General features: G+C 61.8%; 11 protein-coding genes. 5 read left to right on the top strand and 6 right to left on the bottom strand.

Annotated elements, in window-relative coordinates:
* Window positions 1-2 precede the first annotated feature (2 nt).
* The 5 genes from Q1K07_RS09950 to Q1K07_RS09930 are packed head-to-tail and all read left to right on the top strand — an operon-like array spanning window position 3 to window position 7,758.
* Complete coding sequence (locus Q1K07_RS09950; RefSeq protein ID WP_300310305.1) at window positions 3-1,649, top strand: TolC family protein; 1,647 nt, start codon at window positions 3-5, stop codon at window positions 1,647-1,649.
* On the top strand, window positions 1,639-2,553 hold the full coding sequence (locus Q1K07_RS09945) for an efflux RND transporter periplasmic adaptor subunit (RefSeq protein ID WP_300310304.1): 915 nt from the start codon (window positions 1,639-1,641) through the stop codon (window positions 2,551-2,553). The genes Q1K07_RS09950 and Q1K07_RS09945 overlap by 11 nt, the downstream gene beginning before the upstream one ends.
* 4 nt (window positions 2,554-2,557) lie before the next feature.
* Complete coding sequence (locus Q1K07_RS09940) at window positions 2,558-3,904, top strand: HlyD family efflux transporter periplasmic adaptor subunit (protein WP_300310303.1); 1,347 nt, start codon at window positions 2,558-2,560, stop codon at window positions 3,902-3,904.
* A 7-nt stretch (window positions 3,905-3,911) separates the two neighbouring features.
* Window positions 3,912-6,071 carry an HlyD family efflux transporter periplasmic adaptor subunit gene (locus tag Q1K07_RS09935; protein WP_300310301.1) on the top strand — a complete coding sequence of 720 codons (2,160 nt, stop codon included), beginning with the start codon at window positions 3,912-3,914 and terminating at the stop codon, window positions 6,069-6,071.
* Complete coding sequence (locus Q1K07_RS09930) at window positions 6,046-7,758, top strand: hypothetical protein (RefSeq protein WP_300310299.1); 1,713 nt, start codon at window positions 6,046-6,048, stop codon at window positions 7,756-7,758. Before Q1K07_RS09935 ends, Q1K07_RS09930 begins: the two co-directional genes overlap by 26 nt.
* Window positions 7,759-7,812: 54 nt before the next feature.
* Here Q1K07_RS09930 and Q1K07_RS09925 read toward each other — a convergent pair whose 3' ends face one another.
* The 6 genes from Q1K07_RS09925 to Q1K07_RS09900 all read right to left on the bottom strand — a co-directional run bounded on the left by Q1K07_RS09925 (window position 7,813) and on the right by Q1K07_RS09900 (window position 14,503).
* Window positions 7,813-8,670 carry a hypothetical protein gene (locus Q1K07_RS09925; protein WP_300310297.1) on the bottom strand — a complete coding sequence of 286 codons (858 nt, stop codon included), beginning with the start codon at window positions 8,668-8,670 and terminating at the stop codon, window positions 7,813-7,815.
* A 232-nt stretch (window positions 8,671-8,902) separates the two neighbouring features.
* Window positions 8,903-10,537, bottom strand: a complete 1,635-nt coding sequence (locus Q1K07_RS09920) for a thiamine pyrophosphate-binding protein (RefSeq protein ID WP_300310295.1) — start codon at window positions 10,535-10,537, stop codon at window positions 8,903-8,905.
* Window positions 10,538-10,564: 27 nt separating this feature from the next.
* The gene (locus tag Q1K07_RS09915) at window positions 10,565-12,031 is read right to left on the bottom strand and encodes an aldehyde dehydrogenase (protein ID WP_300310293.1); all 1,467 of its coding nucleotides are present in this window, start codon (window positions 12,029-12,031) and stop codon (window positions 10,565-10,567) included.
* 14 nt (window positions 12,032-12,045) lie between these two features.
* The gene (locus tag Q1K07_RS09910) at window positions 12,046-12,840 is read right to left on the bottom strand and encodes an aspartate dehydrogenase (protein ID WP_300310291.1); all 795 of its coding nucleotides are present in this window, start codon (window positions 12,838-12,840) and stop codon (window positions 12,046-12,048) included.
* A gap of 18 nt (window positions 12,841-12,858) precedes the next feature.
* On the bottom strand, window positions 12,859-13,653 hold the full coding sequence (locus tag Q1K07_RS09905) for an SDR family oxidoreductase (RefSeq protein WP_300310289.1): 795 nt from the start codon (window positions 13,651-13,653) through the stop codon (window positions 12,859-12,861).
* Window positions 13,654-13,663: 10 nt separating this feature from the next.
* On the bottom strand, window positions 13,664-14,503 hold the full coding sequence (locus Q1K07_RS09900; RefSeq protein WP_300310287.1) for an alpha/beta hydrolase: 840 nt from the start codon (window positions 14,501-14,503) through the stop codon (window positions 13,664-13,666).
* Window positions 14,504-14,513: the final 10 nt, after the last annotated feature.

The raw sequence follows: 14,513 nt of genomic DNA, 5'->3' as shown, positions 1-14,513 counted from the left end.
GTATGGCTCGCTTTCCTCTGACAACGATCAGCGCGGCAGTCGTCGCCTCAATGACACTCAGTGCCTGCTCCAGCCTTGAGCTGAACCCGTACAGCCAATCGGAAGTCCGACAACGGGCGATCAGCGACCAGGCCCATATGTACCAGGAACAGGAACCGCTGAATCAACCGGTGACGTTCTATGAGGCCGCGGCGCGGGCACTGAAATACAATCTCGACTATCGCCTGAAGCTGATGGAAAGCGCTCTGGCAGCGAACTTGAGGGATGTGTCGCGTCATGAACTGTTGCCGCAGTTGATTGCCGAGGCGGGTTACAGCGACCGCAGCAATGACTCCGGCGGCACCTCGATCGGTATCGAGGATGGTGAAGAAAGTCTGCGTCCTTCAACCTCCGAAGAGCGTTACAAGACCACTGCCGGTCTGGGCTTGAGCTGGAGTCTGCTGGATTTCGGGCTTGCCTATTATGAAAACCAGCAGAAGGCTGACCAGATCCTGATGGCTGAGGAACGCCGTCGCCGGGTGGCGCAGAATGTGCTGCGAGATGTGCGCAATGCCTATTGGCGAGCGCTGGCCGCCCAGCGCCTGATTCCACAGCTGGATATCCTGCTGGCGCGTACGGAAGTGGCGCTGGATGCGGCGCGCCAGGCCCAGCAGCAAGGGCTGCTGCCGCGTCAGGAGATCTTGTCCTATCAGCGCGCCTTGCTGGATTCGACCACTTTGCTGACGGCGCGTCGTCAGGATCTCGAACTGGCCAAGACCGAGTTGGCAGCGTTGATGGCCCTACCACCGGGAACCCGGTTGGAGCTGGCCGACGAACCGGAACCGACATTGCCACCGGAGCCGGCCAACATCGAACAGCTCGAACAGCTGGCATTGGAGAACCGTCCTGAAATCATGGAAGAGTGGTACCGCAAGCGGGTCAACCAGAACGACCTGGAAGCGGCCAAGTTGCGCCTGTGGCCCAATGTTTCGGTCAACGCAGGCTTCTACTATGACTCCAACGATTACCTGTACAACAACGACTGGTCCCAGACAGGGGTCAATGTGTCGCTGAATCTGCTGCGGTTGTTGCAGTACCCGGATCTCAACAACGCCCAGGAAACCCAGGGTGATGTGGACGACCTGCGCCGTACGGCGCTATCGATGGCTGTGCTGACTCAGGTACGTGTCGGTGCACTGCGCTATCACCTGGCCAGGGAAGAACTCGATTACGCGGACGAGAGCCTGCAGGTCGACGAGGAACTGCTCGATTATGCCAAGGCTGCAGCCTCGACGTCGATCGGCTCCGAGCTGGAAGTGATCCGCGCCCAGAGTCGCTATCTGCTCTCGCAATACCAGCGTGAGGCAGCTTATTCACGGGCCCAGGAGGCCTGGGGCCGGTTGTTCAATTCAGTGGGCCTGGATGTGCTGCCGGATAGCATTGCCGATGACAGCATCCAGACCCTGGCCAGTGAGCTTGAGCGCATGATGAGCGCCCATGAAAGGAACGGCATCATTGCCGGGCCGCCTCCTGCCTTGCAACCGGTTTCTTCCCCCGTACCTTCCGAACCGGCAACGGGCAACACTCAAGCGTCCGCCGCGCCACTACCACGACAGAATGCAGGAGAGGGTGAAGGAGAGGATGCGCATGGGGGAAGCCATGTTATCTGAGCGATCGTTGCTTAGGGTTCCTGCCATGATCATGCTGGCGCTGCTGGTGGTGCCTGCATCACTGTCGGTACAGGCACAGGAGAGACTGGGCGAGGCACCAGCAGGGATGCAGATTCAGACCGAGACGGCAGGACAGGCGGAAGCCGAAGTACCAGAGCCGACACCTGAGATGGAGCGGCGCATGGAGCAGGTGCGGGAGAATCCTGAGGCGCTGCGCATGCGAATGCTTCTGGCGCCGCAACAGGAGGCGACGCTGTCCAGCCGCATGGAAGGCACGCTGGAAGAACTACCGGTTGAACTTGGTGATAGCGTTGCTGAAGGTGATGTGCTGGCACGCTTCGATTGCCGGGTTCAGCAGGCCAGGGTCAATGCGGCCAATACGGAAATTTCGGTGGCACGTTTGAACTATGATGCCAAGCGCAGCCTGCGCCGCCTGGATGCGGTGGGGGATCATGAGGTTGCCTTGGCTCAGGCAGAGGTGGAAAAGGCCCAGAGTGCGCTCAACCTGGCCGCTGTCGAACGTGACCAATGCACCCTGAAAGCTCCCTTCTCGGGGCGTATCGCCAAGGTCCACGTCAAGTCGTATCAGACCATGGGGTCAGGTACTCCGATTGTCGATCTGGTGGGGGATGGCGCGCTCAAGGTCAGGCTCAACGCTCCGTCGGTACTGTTGCCCAGGTTGCAGGTTGGTCAGCCACTGGACATCGTGGTCAATGAAACCGAGCAGCACTATGGCGCGACACTGAGCGCCATCAGCGCGCGCATTGATGCGGTGGCGCAGACCGTGGCACTGGAAGCGACCCTTGATGCCTCGCACGAGGAGCTGCGGCCGGGCATGACGGGCAGCGCTCAGGTGCGTTTCGAGACAGCGGCGCAGACTCCCGCCGAACCGACAAAAGAGTGACGCCATGAGTGCCCAGGAACAGCCGGTGCCTGCGTCTCTCTCGGCGCTGGCGCTGGCGTTGCGTGATCGTGCCATGGCGGCGGAGAACCTGGCGGCACTGATGTTCTCCATCGCCAACGACCCCTACCCGCTACTGCGTTTCCGTCAGGCTGTGGTGTTGGTGCCCAAGCCAGGAAGTGCCGAAGTGCCCTGTGTGTCAGGGCTGGCCACTCCCAAGGAGCAGACCCCCTATCTTGGCTGGCTCAAGCGTGCCACACGCTGGCTGGATACCACGCTGGAGGGCCCTGCGCCGCGTATCGTGCTGCGCGAAAGTGTCGATCCGCCCCCCGAGATTGCCGAGGGCTGGGCACAGTGGTGGCCCGCTGTGCTGTGGTGCGTGCCGTTGCACAGCAGGGATGGTGAGCGCTTGGCGATCGTGGTGTTCCTGCTCGATCAGCCGCCGCCCAAGGCGGTGAGAGAGCAGATGCTCGGCCTTGCCAGCACCTGGGCCTATTGCTGGCAGGCCATGACGCCGAAGCGCAGGACAGCTTGGCGCATGCCCGCTGGACGCCTGGCATGGCTGGTGATCATTGCCATCGCGGCGGCCATGTTCATTCCCGTACGCCAATCGGCCCTGGCTCCGGCCCAGATCATCTCTCGTGAGTCGATGGCCGTCACCAGTCCATTGGATGGCGTCGTGGCAGAAATGCTGGTACGGCCCAACCAGACTGTTGCCGCGGACACGCCCCTGTTCCGGCTTGATACGACCAGTCTGGAAAGCCGCGCGGAGGTGCTGCGTCAGCAACTGGCGGTCGCGGAAGCGGAACTGGATGCCGCAGGCAGCCTGGCCTTCGACGACCCTGCCAGCCTGGCCGAAATCACTCGACTGCGGGGCCAGCGAGATCAGCGTCGTGCGGAACTGAAAGGAGTGGAAACTGAGCTGGAGAGGGCCCTGGTCCTTGCGCCCAGTGCCGGGGTTGCCGTCTATCGAGACGAAGACGATTGGCAGGGACGTCCTGTGACGACGGGGGAGCGGATCCTGCAACTGGCCGATCCCGAACAGCCGAAGATGGAAATCCAGCTTGCCGTGGCGGATGCCATTTCTCTGGAACCAGGCGGCGAAGTGACCCTGTTTCTCACCGCCTATCCACTGACCCCGATCCATGGCCGCATTGAAGATACCAGCTACCAGGCCCAGCCTGACGATAATGGCATTGCAGCCTATCGCCTGGAGGCGAGTATCGAAGACCAGGCAGAACATGCTCGCCTGGGATTGCATGGTACCGCCAAGGTATATGGTGAAGAGGTCAGTCTCGGCTATTACCTGATGCGCCGCCCGATTTCGGCATTGCGCGCCTGGACAGGCTGGTGATCCACGCATGAGTGATGCAAGCACGGCGCCGCAAGTCACGCTGGGGGACTCCGGGGGGGACCCACGAGCCCTGTCTCCGGTAGCCCCGCTGCGTGATGATCTTCACCTGGTCGAAGTGGAACGCGAACGCAGTGGTGAGCCTGCCTGGTCGATCGAGGATCCTGTGACCAACCGCTTCTACCGCATCGGTTGGCTTGAATTCGAATGTCTGCTGCGCTGGGGGCAGACCCCACAACGCATCTGTACCCAGGTGGCCGCTCAGACCGCTCTTGAACCTGATGTGGAGCAGGTGCTGGAACTGGTCGAGTTTCTCGATCGTCATCAACTGCTGCGACCGGACCGCGAACGTATCGGCCAATATGCCGCAGAAGCGGCCAAGACCACCCCCTGGCTGAATGTCTGGTGGTGGCTGCATCACTATCTGTTCTTTCGTATACCACTGCTTCGCCCGCAACATGCACTGCAAAGACTGGCTGGCGCCATCCCTTGGTTGTTTACGCGCGGTTGCGTGTTGGTGGTCCTGCTGCTGAGCCTGTGTGGTGTCCTGCTGGTCCTGCAGCGTTGGGATCTGTTTACGCATTCGGTGGTGGAGCTGTTCTCGTTCTCCGGGTTGGTCAGTTTTGCCTGCGCGCTGGTGATCGCCAAGTCACTGCATGAGCTGGGCCATGCCCTGGTGGCCACACGACAGGGGGTTCGGGTGGCCCATATGGGAGTAGCCTTCATCGTCCTGTGGCCGATGCTATATACCGATACCGGGGAGAGCTGGAAGTTGAAAGGTGCGCGCCAGCGCCTGGCGATATCCTCTGCCGGTATCTTGACGGAGCTGGCCATTGCTGGCCTGGCCACTCTGGGTTGGGTCCTGACCGAGCCGGGAGCGCTCAACAGCGGCCTGTTGTATCTGGCGACGACCAGTTGGATGCTGTCATTGGCGCTGAACGCCAGCCCTTTCATGCGTTTTGATGGTTACTTCATCCTGACCGATCTGCTCGATTTCCCCAACCTGCACGAGCGAGCGGGGGCCCAGGCCAGAACATGGTTGCGCCGTCGATTGCTGGGGCTCGATCAGCCGTGGCCGGAACCGTTTCCGCCGCGCCAGCGCCTTGCCCTGGTGGGCTTTGCCTTTGCCACCTGGTTGTATCGACTGGTGCTGTTCCTGGGGATTGCCCTGGTGGTGTATGCCTTGTTCTTCAAGGTGTTGGGGATCGTGCTGTTCATTGTCGAAATCGCCTGGTTCATCGTCATGCCCATTGCTCGTGAGCTTTCCCATTGGTGGTCCCATCGCAGCGAAGTGCCCCGTCGTCATCGCCGGGTCTGGTGGGTGATGTTGCTCATTCTTGTCGGAGTGCTGAGCATTCCGTGGCAGACCAGTGTCAGCGGACCTGGGGTATTGCGCTCGCAGCATGCGATCACTGTCTACGCGCCTTTTCCGGCACTTCTGGAAGCGCGCCGTGCCGATGGTGACGTGGATGCCGGCAGTACCGTGGTCACGCTTTCCAACCCTGATGTCGGTCTCGACCTGCAGGCTCAGCAGGCGCAACTGGCCAATATCGACGCCGTGCTGGCGGGATTGCTTGCCAACCCCCAGGGGCTGAAGCAGGACAGTGCCGCTCGGGCTCAGCGGCTTCTCAATCTGAGCAACATCGAGGCGACCCAGAGAGAAATCACCCGGATGTCGCTCAACTCCCCCTTTACCGGGCGCTGGCAGCAAGTGAACCCAGAACTTGAAGCGGGGCAGTGGGTCAGTCCACGTGATCCACTAGGAGTGTTGATCGACCCTGAGCACTGGATGGTGGATGCCTACGTCAATCAGGACGAAGTGCACCGCCTGACGCGAGGCAGCCGTGTATCGTTCTTTATCGAGGGACGCATGGCACCACTTGAGGGAGAACTGGTCGATATAGCCCCGACGCGTACCCAGTATCTTGAATATCCTGTTCTGGCTGAGCGGCATGGCGGTTCTCTGACCATACAGGAAGGCGCTGATCGTGATGCTGGCCGTCTGCACCTTGAGCGTCCATTGTTCATGGTAAGAGCGCGCCTTGATGCCCCCTGGCCAGAGACGCGTGAAGCGCGAGGCCGTCTGCACATCGATGCAGAGCGTGAGAGCCTCGTCATGCAATTCGTCAACTGGGTGGCAGCCATTGCGATTCGTGAAAGCGGGTTCTGAAGAAGCACAGCATAAACGCCTGCACGGCTCGATCACCGGGCGATATCCGCCGTCCATGGCGGCTACCCTGCGGGCCATCCGCAGGATGTTCCGATTCGCCCCCGGCGCATGGAGGCGTGGTGCTAGTGCAGCCTTGCTGCCGATCCTGCTGCTGAATGGTTGTGCGAGTGTCGCCGATTGGCGTCCAATGCCGAGCGCAGCGGACATGAGTCGGCCGAGTACCACGGACAAGCGCTGCCTGAACACGCTTGCCGTCTTCGATGAAACCGTGGCGGCAGCCGATGTCGCGGATGCCGGGTATGCGCGTATTCCCGGTTTTCCCTATCTACGCAGTGATCGTTTGTTGGCGAGCTTCAACCACCAACTGCATGATGATCCGTCAGATCCCCGTTATAGCGACTGGCTGACCCGTATGCGCACCCTGGATGCCGAAGCACGGCGCATCGAGGCAGCCAACCTTCCACCTGCGCAACGTCAACGGCTGGGACAGGAACTATCTACCCGAGATCCTGTGTCCACCGCCAATGCCTGTGCGGATATGTTGCTGGCGGAGGAATTGCTGGGGCCAGAAGACCATGCGGCCAGGTCGGCACTGCAGGATGCTGTCGAGGTACCGGACAGCTATCTCACTGCATGGCGGGTGATGGGGCTCTATCCGCTGACCAGTCTGGGAATTGCCTCGGGGTATGAAGGCTGGAAGCGTGGCTATCTCGATGCCTTCCGTCAGGATGTCCAGACGCTGTCATCCGCAGCGATATCATCTGACGCCATGACCTATTATGCCCCTGTCGTCGAGGGCAGCTCTCTGGCCGTGGCCGCTGAGTGGCTGCGCAGTGCACCACGCAGTCCTCTGGGCTTGCTGGATATCGATGATCAAGCCTTGCTGCGCCTGGCAGCCCATTACGCGCCGTTGTTCGTCATTGCCCCGCGCAACCATGATGACGCCCTTGGCGCACCCTATTGGCGGCGAGGGCCCGAAGGCCCGTTGCCAGCGGTGGACAGTAACCACCCGGTAGCTGATGTGCGCCTGGCCCATACCCGTTATCAGGGACAGGTACTGCCGCAGCTGGTGTATACCGTGTGGTTTCCGGCGCGTACCCGCAGCGGCGCCATGGATATCCTTGGCGGGCGCCTGGATGGTCTGGTCTGGCGAGTGACGCTGGGGACGGATGGCAGGCCATTGATCTATGACAGCATGCATCCCTGTGGTTGTTATCACCTGTTCTTCCCCGTGCCGCCATTGCAGCGAGTCGAAGTGGCGGCGGACAATGATCCCCGCGAAGCACCGTTGACCCCCGTTTCAGCACCGCAACTGGAAGATAGGCAGCGCCTGGGGCTGCAGCTGGCGCCGACCAGTCATTTTCTGGTGGGACTGGCGGTGAGTGAAGGTGTTCCTCGTGGGGCCACTCCCTACACCCTGCGTCTGGTGAATGAAGCGCCAGATTACGGACGACGCTCATTGGCCTTGCCCGATGGTGGCCGCCGCAGCCTGTTCAACAGTCAGGGACTGGTGGAGACGACCGAACGTCTCGAACGCTTCATCCTGTGGCCATCGGGTATCCGCAGCCCGGGCGCCATGCGCCAGTGGGGCAATCATGCCACGGTATTCGTGGGCCGGCGCCACTTCGACGATCCCTTCCTCTTCGAAGAGGCCTTTGCTGTGCAGGAGCAGGGATCGGCCGACTGACGCGAACTGGCTTCATGTCGGGCTTATCCCTGCTCCTGGACAGTCTGTAACTTTCTACAGATGCCATTCCAGGTTGAAAGTCAGAGCATCGGTATCGACGCCTGGCTTGCCATGATTACCGTACTTGTTGCGCCAGAATTCATAGCCGGCGCCTACCCATAGCTGGTTGCTCTCGCCCCAGGCCAGTTTGCCGACATCCAGCATCAATGATGAACGGATCAGGCGTTCGGGCTTGGTTTCCGTACCGAAGTAGTCCTCTCCCTTCGGGCCGTTGTAGTTGAAGAATCCCTGGAACTTCATTGGCATGGGACCAGCATCGAAGGGTACACCCCAGGCGACATTGAACTGGTAATAAGGGTCGAACGAGACATCATGGTCGTTACCTGGAAAACCACAGGCTTCGAGTCCGCAATGATTCCATTCACGCGCGTAGAACAGGCTGACATCGAGGAAGCCGGCCGGCAGGTCGAACTTGAGGGTCGGGCCTACGGCAACAAAGCGTTTACGTGGTGCGAAGGCGCTGTTCTTGGTGTTGAGGTCGAAACCGGCGGTCAGCGCCACGTCCTTTATCGGTCCGAAAGCCAATGGCTCGCCGAATACCTTGCCGTAATGCAACTGATGACGATAGGCCAGATAGGCCTCGGTAGCGCCGCTGTCACTATTTTCGGCAGGGTCTTCATCGCCGGATTGCAGGATGTCCAGGTTGAAATAGTTCTGGCCATAGGCATAACCACTGGCGTGGGAAATCTGAAGAATGTTCTTGGTGACGTCTTCCGGGTTTTCAGGCTCGCTGAACTGTGTGCCGTAGCGATAGCCGATGAAAGTATCGCTCCAGGTGGCTGCTTGAACGGAGGATGTGCAGGCCAGAGCAAGGCCGCTGATCGCGGCAAGTCGGGAGGGCGTGATTTTCATTGTGGTTATCCTTGTGAAAGAGATGTGGAGCCGGTTTTTTAGTGATTGCTTATGTATCGGCACGCACGGTGGAAACTGCAGGCCAAGGGACTTTTCGTTCAGCACCTGGCTGGCCTGCAGTGGGGAGCCTCTGCTCGGGAGGGGAAAGCGCTATGTCAGAAACCGCAGATCAGTAGCGCTTCTTGCCAGCAAGCGTTCTGCCCAATAGGTTTCTGCTTAATAGGGTTTCTATTTAATAGAGCGTCTTCTGCGGGGGGCCGGCGAACTTGAGCGGGCCGACGCTGTGCATGTCGACCTCGACAAGCGCTGGTCCGGCATGGCCCACGGCCTCGGCGATCACTGCCTGGAACTCGTCGCCATGGCTGACGTTCCAGTGCGGCAGGCCGAGTGATGCGGCCATGGCCTGGAAGTCGGGGGTATGCAGGTCGTTGTAGTACTGGCGGCCGTCGAAGTACTTGTCCTGGATGCCGCGCATCACGCCGTAGCCACTGTCATTCATCACTATCAGGGTCATGTCGGGTGCTTCCTGTGCCAGGGTGGCCAGCTCACCGACCATCAGCATCAGGCCGCCGTCACCAACCACTGTCACGACTTTTCTGCCTTCCGCGGCCACGGCACAGCCAATGCCAGTGGCCAGTCCCTGGCCGATCGCGCCGGCCAGTGAATGAATATTGGTCAGCGGACGCTCGATAGGCAGTAGGCGGCTGCCCCAGGTGCTGCCGGAAACCGTGATATCGCGCACGAAAACACCGTCATCGGGCAGGGCATCGCGAATGGCATCGCTCAGCTTGGCGTATTCACCGACCTGCTTGCGCAGGGCCTTTTCAGCATCCTGCACGGCCAAGGCGATGTCGGCATCGAACTTGGCGTCAGGAGAGAACCTGCCTTCGAGGCGCTCGGCCAGGCGCGAGAGCACATCACCGCATTCGCCGCACAGGAAAGTATCCGTGGCGTAGTTGCGCTGTGCTGCAGCAGGGTCGATATCGATCTGCACCAGCGGGCGAGGCAGTTCTACCGAATAGGTGCGGGTCTCGTTGCTGCGCAGGCGCGAACCCGCCACCAGCATCAGGTCGCTCTGGGCATACAGCTCCTCCACGGCCGGGGCGCTGTGGAAGGCGCGCAGGCTGCGTGGATGGCTGTCGGGCAGCACGCCTCGTGCATGGGTACTGGATACTACCGGCAGGCCGATATCGGCCAGGCGGCGCACCGCATCGCCTGCTTCGAGGCAACCGCCACCCATCCACAGCATGGGGCGCTTGGCGGCCAGCACCTGCTCAGCCAAGCGGTCGATTTCGCTATCGGCAATGCGTGCCGGGGCTGCGGCTTGCACTGGAGTCGGTTCTATCCATTCCACTTCACTGGCCTGGATATCGATGGGGATTTCGATGCTGACCGGGCCGCGCGGCAGGGTCATGGCTTCCTGAATGGCGCGATGCAGCAGGGGCACCACCTGTTCGGGAGTACAGGCACGATAGGCGCGTTTGGAACAGGCCTGGAGAAAGCCCATCTGGTCGCGGGTTTCGTGAATGAAACCGGCATCCCGGTCCAGATAGGCTTTCTCGACCTGGCCGGTGATATGCAGCAATGGGGTTCCAGCATTCAGGGCTTCGAGCATGGCGCCGACGGCATTGCCGGCACCGGCGCCAGTGCTGGTCAGGGCGACGCCGAGCCCGCCCATGCGCGTATGGCCGTCGGCCATGGTCACGGCGCCGGCCTCACCGCGAGAGGGTACGAAGCGCACGCGCTGGCGCTGGCCGATAGCATCGGCAATCGGCAGGTTATGAATGGAGATGACGCCATAAACGGCCGAGACCGAATAGGCTTCCAGGGTACGGGCGACGGCTTCGCCTACGGTGATCGTTGTCATGGTGATTCCTCTGTATTCCGTGGGCACTCAGTCGCACCAGTTCATGGGCGTGCTGTCGAGCCCCAGGTACAGGCTCTTCTGCTGCATGTAGGCATGGATGCCCTGGCGTCCTTTCTCGCGTCCAAGGCCGCTGTCCTTGTAGCCGCCGAAAGGGGTCGAGATGGAGAATTTCTTGTAGGTGTTGATCCACACGGTGCCGGCCTCGAGCTTGCTGGCCAGGCGCAGGGCGCGCTGGTAGTCGCGGCTCCAGATACCGGCGGCCAGGCCATAGGCATTGTCATTGGCCAGACCGATCAGTTCGTCTTCGTCGTCGTAGGGCAGGGCTACCAGTACCGGACCAAAGATCTCCTCTTGGCATACGGTGCTGTCATTGGGCAGGCCTTCGATCAGGGTGGGCAGGTAGAAGCTGCCGTTGGCCAGCTCAGGAGAGTCCGGAATCCCACCACCCACGCGGATATGGCCGCCTTCCTGACGGGCTCGTTCGACATAGGCGGCGACACTGTCGCGATGACTTTCGCTGATCAGCGGGCCGAGATGAATGCCGGGGGCTTCAGGATGACCGACACGCAGGTGGCGGGTAATGCTTTCCAGGCGCTGCATGGCCTCGTCGTAGAGACGCCGCTGAATGAACAGCCGCGAGCCGGCAATGCAGGCCTGACCTGCGGAACTGAAAATGCCATAAGCCACGCCTTTGACGGCCTGTTCCAGGTCCGCATCCTCGCAGATGATGGTCGGCGACTTGCCGCCCAGTTCCAGTGAGGTGCCGATCAGCTTGTCGGCGGCAATATGGGCCAGGTGGCGGCCGGTATTGGTGCCGCCAGTGAAAGAGATCTTGCGTACTTTGGGGTGACGCACAATGGCTTCACCAATCACGCTGCCGCGCCCGGGCAGCACGCTGATCAGCCCCTTGGGCAGGCCCGCTTCCTCGAACAGCTCGGCCAGCTTGAGCGCGAGCAGAGGAGTCGCTTCGGCAGGCTTGAGCACCACGGCGTTGCCACCGGCCAGGGCGGGGGCAAGCTTTTGCATCTCGCTGGCAATGGGAGAATTCCACGGGGTGATGGCGGCAATGACGCCGAGCGGTTCGTACTGGCTCAGGGTCATGAAGTCGCTGTTGCGCTGGGTCGGCAGCTCGCCTTCCAGGGTTTCGCAGGCTGCGGCGAAGTAGCGGGCTGTGGCAGCCGCGCTGGCCACCAGACCGCGTGTTTCGGCCAAGGGCTTGCCATTGTCGCGGGTCTGCAGTGCCGCCAGTTCCTCGTTGCGCGACTTGATCAGCTCGCTCACGCGGTACAGCACTTCGGCCCGCTCATGGGGCTGACGATTACGCCAGGAAGGCGCACGCCAGGCGGCATCCGCGGCGGCCACGGCTTCCTCGACATCCTCAAGGCCCGCTGCGTTGAGCTCGGCATTGATCGAACCATCGGCGGGGAAGCGCGACATCATGGGGTCGCCTCGGCCTTCACGCCATTCGCCAGCGACGAAAATCTTGTGGGTCATGTCAGAATCTCCGCTTAGAACGAGACCGGCTCAAGCGCCTGGCGGCAGGCGCGAACCACCGACAGGGCGGCCAGGGTCGAGGTCTTGGGATTGCTTTCCAGAGGATGGCCATTGAGCTCGATGCTGAACTCGCCGAAGCGCCCTCTGGCGTGAATGCAGTGGGTGTTGCGGGTGGTTGCCGGATCGACGGCAAGCTGCACCTTGGTGTCGCGCATGCCGAGTCCGGCCAAGGCAATGGTGGCGGCGACGTTGGAGTTGGCCGGAAACAGGCGTGCGGCTTCCCCGGCATTGCCTTCGAAGAACACGGTGCGTTCACTGACGGCATCCAGATCGATCAACTGCTCGGCATGGCTGCCGCGCCAACTGCGTGGTGCCTTGCAGGCTTCGTAGGTGACGTCTTCCAGACCGCCTTCGCGAGCGGCGGCCAGGCCATCCATGCCGGCCACGGCACCGGACAACAGCTGCATGCGGCCACCACCCTCGCAGGCTGCTTGGGCCAGACGCTGATAGAGGGCTTCATCGGCCAACGCGCCGGTGGCCACGACGGCCATGGTCAGGCCACGGCGCAGCACGGCTTCGCCATGCTCGGCCAGGCCAGGCTGACCGGCGCATTCCACCACCAGGTCCGGGGTCTCGTTGCACTGGTTGATACTGCTCAGCACAGCGACCTTGCCCGCCAGGCGGTCGCGAACCTGGGCGGCAAAAGCTTCCGGTACCACCACCCAGGCCAGTGCCATGCCTTCGGGAAGTAAACGGTGCACTTCAGCGCCCATGGCGCCATAGCCGATCATCAGGAGTCGTTTTGTCATTGAGATGAGCTCCAGGCGTTATAGGTGGCGGTTGAAGCCACCGGAGACATCCAGGGCGGCACCGGTGGTGAAAGAGGCCATGGGAGACGCAAGGAACACCAGCGCGCGCGCCGGCTCCTGCGGATGTCCCAGGCGCCCCATGGGGATGCCACGCTTGGTGGCGATGGCGCCGATCCATTCTTCCCAGCTCTGTGACGGGTCATCACGTTGCTCGAAGCGGCGCCGCCATTGGCCGGACTCGACCATGCCCAGCAGGATGGAATTGACGCGAATGCCTTCCTTGATCAACTCGTGAGACAGCGAATGCGTCATGTTGAGCAGGGCGGCACGAGCCGCCGAGGTGGCAATCATGTGGGGCTCGGGCTGCAACGCCAGCAGTGAGTTGACGCAGGTCAGCGAGCCGATGTCGGAGGCGGCAAGCTGACGGCGGAAGGCGCCCAATGGGTTGAGCACACCGAATAGCTTGAGGTTGGTCTCGGACAGCCAGGCTTCCTTGGGAGTGTCATCGAGATGGGCCACATAACCCTGGCCGGCATTGGCGATCAGCATGTCGGCAGCGCCGAAGCGCTCGACCACTGTAGCGGCGAACGCCTCGCAGGAGTCGGCATCGAGCACATCGCAGCGCTCGGCCAGTAGCTGAGCCTGGGGAAATTCCCGGGTCAATTCGGCCTGGGCGGCGTCGAGGCGCTCGCGGCTGCGGCCGCACATGGCTACCTTGGCCCCATGGGCCAGCAACAGGCGTACCGTTTCCAGCCCGATGCCGGAGGAGCCGCCGGTGACGACGGCTACCCGCTGTTCGATCATGAAACTCATGGCTGGGTCCTCATTGGGTCTTGAGCAGTGGGCGAGAGAAGGTGTCGACGACGGCGGCAAAGGCCTGCGGTGCATCGATGTAGCTGGCATGACCGGCGTGAGCAATGGCGTGATAGGGCAGATCGAGTAGTCCTGCCAAGGCACGCGAAGCCTGCGGTGTGGTGATGCGATCTTCAGCGCCACACAGCACGATGGCCGGGACATTCAAGGTCGAGCGGTTCAGATAGCCTTCCAGGGAATCGTTGGCCAGCATCCAGCTGGCCTGGGCAAAGCCCTCGACATGCAAGCGCTGCATGCCTTCGCGAACCCGGGCGATGTCGTCCGGGCTGGCGTCCTCACGCAACAAGCGTGGGGCGCGGGCCGCTGCATAGGCTTCGTGGCCCTGCTCGGCGAGCATGGTCCAACGACTGCGATAGACCTCATCACGCTTGTCGGCATCGGCATCGCGATACCCCAAAGCGGGATCGGCCAGAACCACCCCTGCCAGCCTCTCGGGCCTGAGCGCTGCATAGGCGCAGGCCATCATGGCACCCAGCGAGTGGCCGACCAGTACACAACGCTCGATGCCGAGCGCTTCGAGCCAGGCATCAAGACGTGCGGCATAGTCTTCCGCTGTCGGATGAGGGCCGCTGAGCGCCTGGCTGTCGGCGTAGCCGGGAGCATCCCAGGCCAGCAGGCGGTAGCCTTCAAGGTGCTCTGTCAGAGGTGCCCAGGAGGCTGCACCGGAGCTGATGCCATGCAGCAGCACGATGGCCGGGCCCTCGCCACCTTCCCGATAGGACTGGCGGCCTTCAGCGAGTGCCAGGTTCCTGGGCGTTGCGTACTGAGATGTCATGGTCAGGGGAGTCATGGCCGAATCG

Origin of the sequence: Halomonas sp., assembly GCF_029263665.1 — a bacterium.
Classification (GTDB): Bacteria; Pseudomonadota; Gammaproteobacteria; order Pseudomonadales; family Halomonadaceae; genus Halomonas.
Note: the sequence above shows the minus strand (reverse complement) of the source record. Positions and strands in the feature narration are given on the sequence as shown.

Coding starts and splice junctions, on each gene's coding strand:
- Q1K07_RS09945 (WP_300310304.1), top strand. CDS start 1,639: ATGTTATCTGAGCGATCGTTGCTTAGGGTTCCTGCCATGATCATGCTG.
- Q1K07_RS09905 (WP_300310289.1), bottom strand. CDS start 13,653: ATGAGTTTCATGATCGAACAGCGGGTAGCCGTCGTCACCGGCGGCTCC.
- Q1K07_RS09950 (WP_300310305.1), top strand. CDS start 3: ATGGCTCGCTTTCCTCTGACAACGATCAGCGCGGCAGTCGTCGCCTCA.
- Q1K07_RS09940 (WP_300310303.1), top strand. CDS start 2,558: ATGAGTGCCCAGGAACAGCCGGTGCCTGCGTCTCTCTCGGCGCTGGCG.
- Q1K07_RS09925 (WP_300310297.1), bottom strand. CDS start 8,670: ATGAAAATCACGCCCTCCCGACTTGCCGCGATCAGCGGCCTTGCTCTG.
- Q1K07_RS09935 (WP_300310301.1), top strand. CDS start 3,912: ATGAGTGATGCAAGCACGGCGCCGCAAGTCACGCTGGGGGACTCCGGG.
- Q1K07_RS09900 (WP_300310287.1), bottom strand. CDS start 14,503: ATGACTCCCCTGACCATGACATCTCAGTACGCAACGCCCAGGAACCTG.
- Q1K07_RS09910 (WP_300310291.1), bottom strand. CDS start 12,840: ATGACAAAACGACTCCTGATGATCGGCTATGGCGCCATGGGCGCTGAA.
- Q1K07_RS09915 (WP_300310293.1), bottom strand. CDS start 12,031: ATGACCCACAAGATTTTCGTCGCTGGCGAATGGCGTGAAGGCCGAGGC.
- Q1K07_RS09920 (WP_300310295.1), bottom strand. CDS start 10,537: ATGACAACGATCACCGTAGGCGAAGCCGTCGCCCGTACCCTGGAAGCC.